Consider the following 5,880-nt stretch of genomic DNA (forward strand, 5'->3'; position numbering starts at 1 on the left):
GGCGCTGACCGGTCGCCGTCCACCCGCGCCCGGCCGGCCCGCGGTGCCCTCCTAGGGTTCCCGGGTGAGCGCGCACCGCCCCACCGTCGGCGTCCTGGCCCTGCAGGGCGACGTCCGCGAGCACCTCGCGGCGCTCACGGCGGGCGGGGCCGACGCCGTCGCGGTGCGCCGGCGCTCGGAGCTCGCGGCCGTGGACGGCCTCGTGCTGCCGGGCGGGGAGTCCACCACGATCGACCGGCTGCTGCGGGTCTTCGAGCTCCGGGAGCCGCTGCGCGAGCGCATCGCGCAGGGTCTGCCCGTCTACGGCTCCTGCGCGGGGATGATCCTGCTGGCCGACCGCCTCCTCGACGGCGGCGCCGGCCAGGAGACGCTGGGCGGCCTCGACGTCACCGTGCGGCGCAACGCCTTCGGCCGCCAGGTGCAGAGCTTCGAGGAGGACCTCCCCGTCGAGGGGGTCACGGGCGGGGGGGACGACGTGCGCGCGGTCTTCATCCGGGCGCCGTGGGTCGAGGACGCGGGCCCCGGCGTGCGCGTCCTCGCCCGGGTGGGCGCGGGACCGGCCGCGGGTAGGATCGTCGCCGTGCGACACGGCGGTCTGCTGGCCACGTCGTTCCACCCCGAGATCACCGGGGACGACCGGGTGCACCGCTACTTCGTGGCGATGGTGCGCTCGCAGGGCGGCCCGCCGGCGGACCGTCCCGAGGGCACCACGGGCACCGGCTAGCAGCACGAGCAGCACCGACGACGGCGATCGAGGCGAAGGGGGACAGGATGTCCGGCCACTCCAAGTGGGCGACGACCAAGCACAAGAAGGCTGTCGTCGACTCACGGCGCGCCAAGAGCTTCGCGCGCCTCATCAAGAACATCGAGGTCGCGGCGCGGACGGGTGGCGGCGACGTCGCCGGCAACCCGACGCTGTTCGACGCGATCCAGAAGGCCAAGAAGACGTCGGTCCCGGCCGACAACATCGAGCGCGCCGTCAAGCGCGGCTCGGGGGCCGAGGCCGGCGGCGCCGACTGGCAGACGATCATGTACGAGGCCTACGGCCCCCAGGGCGTCGCGCTGCTCGTCGAGTGCCTGACCGACAACAAGAACCGCGCGGCCATGGAGGTGCGCACGGCGATGACCCGCAACGGCGGCACCATGGCCGACCCGGGCAGCGTCGCGTACATGTTCACGCGCAAGGGCGTCGTCGTCGTCGGCAAGGAGGGGACCGACCTCACCGAGGACGACGTGCTCCTCGCGGTCCTCGAGGCCGGGGCCGAGGAGGTCACCGACCAGGGCGACACCTTCGAGGTCGTGTGCGAGCCGACCGACCTGCTCGCCGTCCGCGAGGCGCTGCAGGGCGCGGGGATCGACTACGACTCCGCCGACGCGACCTTCGTCCCGAGCGTGCAGGTGCCGCTGGACGCCGACGGCGCGGCGAAGGTGTTCAAGCTGATCGACGCGCTCGACGACTGCGACGACGTTCAGAACGTCATCGCCAACTACGACGTCTCCGACGAGGTCGCGGCGGCCCTCGAGGACGCCTGACACGCGCACGCCGACCGGCCTCCCGGCCCCTGCCCCGGCCTGGTGCGAGGGTGGGGGCCGTGCGCGTCCTGGCGGTGGACCCCGGCCTCACCCGGTGCGGGATCGGGGTGGTCGACGCGACCGGGGGGCGGCGCGCCAGCATGGTCGCGGTCGGCGTCGTGCGGACCCCGTCGGCCGACCCCGTCGCGACGCGCCTGCTGGCCATCAGCGAGGGGCTCGACGCGTGGCTCGACGAGCACACGCCCGACGTCGTGGCCGTCGAGCGCGTCTTCGCGCAGGCCAACGTGCGGTCGGTGATGGGCACCGCGCAGGCCGCGGGGCTCGTCCTGGTGGCGGCGGCGCGCCGGGGGCTGCCCGTGGCCATGCACACTCCCAGCGAGGTCAAGGCCGCGGTCACCGGCTCGGGGCGCGCCGAGAAGGAGCAGGTGACGCTCATGGTCACCCGCATCCTCGGGCTCACCGAGGCCCCCCGGCCCGCCGACGCCGCGGACGCCCTCGCGCTGGCGCTCTGCCACCTGTGGCGCGGCGGCGCCTCCTCGCGCCTGGAGGCCGCGGCGCACGGCGCCCTGGTCACGGGCCGCCGCAACGGCTACGCGGAGGCCGAGGCGGCCGCGCGCCGTCCCCGGCCCCCGGCGGCCCGCGCCCGCTGAGGCGGGCGGGGCCGGTCGGGCTCAGCTCAGGTGGCGGCGCAGGAAGCCGGTCGTGCGCTCCCACGCGAGCTCGGCGCTCGCGCGGTCGTAGGCCTCGGGCCGCTCGTCGTTGTAGAAGGCGTGCCCCGCGGGGTAGACGTGCAGCTCGGGCTCGACGCCGGACTGCGCGCGGATCCGCTCGGCGGTGGCGTGCACGGCCTCGACGGGGATCGAGGCGTCGCTCTCGCCGTAGTGGCCGAGGACGGGAGCCGTGAGGCGGGAGAAGTCGGTCTCGTCGGCGGGCAGCCCGTACCAGGGCACGGCCGCACCGATCCGACCGCCCTGCTGCGCGGCCAGCGACAGCACGAACGCCCCGCCCATGCAGAAGCCGACGGCGCCGACGGTGCCCGACGTGACGGCCTCGTGGCCCTCGAGGTAGCTGACGGCGCCCGCGAGGTCGCGCGCGGCCCGCTCGGGCGGCAGCTCGCGGAGGAACGTCATGGCCTCGGCGGCGTCGTGCGTGGTCCGGCCGCCGTACAGGTCCGGGGCCAGGGCGACGAAGCCCTCGGCCGCGAGGCGGTCGACGATGGCGACGACGTGGTCGGTCAGGCCCCACCACTCCTGGACGACGACGACGCCCGGGCCGCGGCCCGCGGCGGGCACCGCGAGGTAGCCGTGCGCGTGGTCGGCGCCGGCCGCGTCGGTCGCGGGGAAGGTGACGTTCTGGCGGGGGTTCTCGTGCTCTGCGTGGCTCACGGGGGCACTGTGCCCCGCCCCCGCCCGCGCCCCGCGGGCGGGGTCGCCCGGCGCGCCGGGCGACGGGGCTCGCCCCGGCTCGCTAGCGTGAGCCTCGTACAGGTGTTCGCACGTCATGTCGGGAGGGTCCTCGGGTGATCGCGTCGGTGCGCGGCACGGTCGTGTCGGTGCGGCTGGACTCCGCCGTCGTCGAGGTCGGCGGGGTGGGGATGCTCGTCCAGGCCACGCCCGCGACGCTCGCGTCGCTGCGGGTGGGGGAGGAGGCCGCGCTCGCGACGAGCCTCGTCGTGCGCGAGGACTCCCTGACCCTCTTCGGGTTCGCGGACGCCGACGAGCGGGAGGTCTTCGAGGTCGTCCAGACGGTCTCGGGCGTCGGGCCGCGGCTGGCGCTGGCGATGCTCGCCGTCCACCGGCCCGACGGCCTGCGGGCCGCCGTGGCGGGCGAGGACCAGACCGCGCTCATGCGGGTCCCGGGCATCGGCCGCAAGGGGGCGCAGCGCCTCATCCTCGAGCTGGGCGACCGGCTCGGCGCCCCGAGCGGCCCCCTCGCGGCCGAGGTCGCCCCGCCGCCGGACCCCGCCGACGTCCGTCGCCAGCAGGTCGTCGACGCGCTCGTCGGCCTCGGCTACCCCGTCAAGCAGGCCGGGGACGCGGTCGACGCCGTGCTCGCCGACGGCGCCGCGGACGCGGACGTCGCGGGGGCCCTGCGGGCCGCCCTGCGGGCGCTGAGCGGACGCTGATGCCCGGTGAGCGCCTCGTGACCACCGGCGCGGACGAGCACGAGCGCGCCGCGGAGTCGGCGCTGCGCCCGCACGGGCTGGAGGAGTTCGTCGGGCAGACGGTCGTGCGGGAGCAGCTGTCCCTCGTCCTGGACGCCGCGCGCGCCCGCGGCGGCACGAGCGACCACGTGCTGTTCTCGGGTCCGCCCGGCCTGGGCAAGACGACGCTGGCGATGATCGTCGCGTCCGAGATGGGGGCGCCGCTGCGCCAGACCAGCGGCCCGGCGATCCAGCACGCGGGCGACCTGGCCGCCGTCCTGAGCTCCCTCGACGAGGGCGAGGTCCTCTTCGTCGACGAGATCCACCGGATGGCGCGGCCGGCGGAGGAGATGCTCTACATCGCGATGGAGGACTACCGGGTCGACGTCGTCGTCGGCAAGGGGCCCGGGGCGACCGCCATCCCGCTGGAGCTGCCGCGCTTCACGCTCGTGGGCGCCACCACGCGCGCGGGACTGCTGCCCGCGCCGCTGCGCGACCGGTTCGGCTTCACGGGGTACCTGGACTTCTACTCCCCCGAGGAGCTCGTGCAGGTCCTGCGCCGCTCGGCGGCCCTGCTGGACGTGCAGCTGACGGCCGAGGGGGCCGAGGAGATCAGCCGCCGCTCGCGCGGCACCCCGCGCATCGCGAACCGCCTGCTGCGCCGGGTCCGCGACTGGGCGCAGGTGCGCGGGTCGGGGATCGTCGACCGCCGTGCCGCCCGGGCGGCGCTGCTGGTCTACGAGGTCGACGAGCGCGGGCTGGACCGCCTCGACCGGGCCGTGCTGGAGGCCCTCTGCAAGCGCTTCGGCGGGGGGCCCGTCGGGCTGTCCACCCTGGCCGTCGTGGTCGGGGAGGAGGCCGAGACGGTGGAGACCGTCGCGGAGCCGTTCCTCGTCCGCGAGGGGCTGCTGGGCCGGACGCCGCGGGGCCGGGTCGCGCTGCCCGAGACGTGGGCGCACCTGGGGCTCACCCCGCCGCGCGAGGCCGCGTGGCAGCTGCCGCTCGACGCCGGCGACGGGGAGTCCCCGGCGGACTCGTGACGCGCTGCGCCCTCGCCACCACGCGCCGCGGAGGCCAGGGCCGTCCGGGTGAGCCGTCTAGACTCCCGGGCGCGGGTCGGGCGGGTCGTCGCGGCGGGGAACCTCCCGTCGGCGCGTGCCGTTGGCCCCGCGGTGCCGGTACGAGGCCGGCACGGCACCGGTGAGCCGTCGAACGCACCGGTGCGGAGAGGGATGTCGTGGGTGGTGGTGGATCCAGCCAGCTGGTGTTCCTGCTGCTGATGGTCGCGCTGCTGGTCTTCATGTTCAGCCGCACGCGCAAGCAGCAGAAGGCGCAGCAGCAGATGCAGAGCGGGGTCGCGCCGGGGGCCGAGGTGATGACGACGTCCGGGACCTTCGGGCGGGTCGTCGCCATCGACGGCGACGTCGTGACCCTGGAGATCGCGCCCGGTGTGCAGACCCGGTGGACGCGGCGCGCGGTGTCGCGCGTCGTGACGTCCTCGCCGGTGGCGCCGGGGGAGGGTGACGGCGTCGGTCCGGCCGGGACGTCCGGGCTCGACCTGCGCAAGGACGTCGACGGGAACAGCGACACGCCCCGCGCGTAGTGGTCCGCACTGACCCGAGGACGATCGGTGACTGATAAGACAGCACCCGTCCACGTGCAGTGACAAGCTTGAGCCCGCCGGGGGACAGCAGTCCCCCGGCGAGCCCCGTCAAGAGGTAGCGAGTGTCCAACGACAGGCCCCAGCGAGTGCGCCACGGTGCACCGATCCGCCGACCCCACCCCGGTCGCACGCTCGCCGTGCTGGCCGTGATCATCGTGCTCCTCTTCGGGGCGGTGGGTGCGGGGTCCGTCTGGGGCTCGGCCCGGTGGTCCCCCGGCCTCGCCCTCGACCTCGAGGGCGGCACGCAGGTCGTCCTGCAGGCGCGCGCCACCGAAGGCGACGCGCCGATCGACGCGACGCAGATGGAGCAGGCGGCGCAGATCATCCGCCAGCGCGTGGACGCGACCGGGCTCAGCGAGTCCGAGGTGCAGGTCCAGGGCGGGCGCAACATCTCCGTCTCCATCCCCGGCCAGGCCACGCGCGCGCAGCTCGACCTCATCGCGCAGTCGGCGCTGCTGCGCATGCGCGTCGTGCTGGTCGAGGCCCCCGGCGCACCGCAGCCCGCAGCCCCGCCCGCGGGCGGGGCTGCGGGCTGCGGTGC

General features: G+C 75.9%; 7 protein-coding genes and 1 pseudogene. 7 read left to right on the forward strand and 1 reads right to left on the reverse strand.

Features of this window, described 5'->3' with window-relative positions:
• Positions 1-64: 64 nt before the first annotated feature.
• From pdxT to ruvC, 3 genes are read left to right on the forward strand one after another with little or no spacing between them, the layout of a single operon-like run.
• A complete protein-coding gene (pdxT, locus tag GTR02_RS19020) occupies positions 65-724 on the forward strand; it encodes a pyridoxal 5'-phosphate synthase glutaminase subunit PdxT (RefSeq protein WP_166609056.1) in 660 nt (219 codons plus the stop codon).
• A 47-nt stretch (positions 725-771) separates the two neighbouring features.
• A complete protein-coding gene (locus tag GTR02_RS19025) occupies positions 772-1,533 on the forward strand; it encodes a YebC/PmpR family DNA-binding transcriptional regulator (protein ID WP_166609057.1) in 762 nt (253 codons plus the stop codon).
• A gap of 59 nt (positions 1,534-1,592) precedes the next feature.
• On the forward strand, positions 1,593-2,183 hold the full coding sequence (gene ruvC / locus GTR02_RS19030) for a crossover junction endodeoxyribonuclease RuvC (protein WP_166609058.1): 591 nt from the start codon (positions 1,593-1,595) through the stop codon (positions 2,181-2,183).
• Between the two features lie 21 nt (positions 2,184-2,204).
• On the opposite strand, the gene GTR02_RS19035 is transcribed toward ruvC, so the two are convergent.
• Complete coding sequence (locus GTR02_RS19035; protein ID WP_338073928.1) at positions 2,205-2,918, reverse strand: dienelactone hydrolase family protein; 714 nt, start codon at positions 2,916-2,918, stop codon at positions 2,205-2,207.
• Between the two features lie 134 nt (positions 2,919-3,052).
• Here GTR02_RS19035 and ruvA point away from each other — a divergent pair, with 134 nt between their 5' ends.
• From ruvA to GTR02_RS19055, 4 genes and pseudogenes are all read left to right on the forward strand, one after another.
• A complete protein-coding gene (gene ruvA, locus GTR02_RS19040) occupies positions 3,053-3,658 on the forward strand; it encodes a Holliday junction branch migration protein RuvA (RefSeq protein ID WP_166609060.1) in 606 nt (201 codons plus the stop codon).
• Complete coding sequence (gene ruvB, locus GTR02_RS19045) at positions 3,658-4,716, forward strand: Holliday junction branch migration DNA helicase RuvB (protein WP_166609061.1); 1,059 nt, start codon at positions 3,658-3,660, stop codon at positions 4,714-4,716. The genes ruvA and ruvB overlap by 1 nt, the downstream gene beginning before the upstream one ends.
• A 197-nt stretch (positions 4,717-4,913) precedes the next feature.
• Positions 4,914-5,279 (forward strand): preprotein translocase subunit YajC, encoded by a 366-nt coding sequence (gene yajC, locus GTR02_RS19050; protein WP_205709616.1) that lies wholly within the window; start codon positions 4,914-4,916, stop codon positions 5,277-5,279.
• 197 nt (positions 5,280-5,476) lie between these two features.
• A pseudogene (locus GTR02_RS19055) lies at positions 5,477-5,880 on the forward strand (protein translocase subunit SecD); the annotation flags it as partial.

Origin of the sequence: Kineococcus siccus (assembly GCF_009906795.1) — a bacterium.
In the GTDB taxonomy this organism is placed as follows: Bacteria; Actinomycetota; Actinomycetes; order Actinomycetales; family Kineococcaceae; genus Kineococcus; species Kineococcus siccus.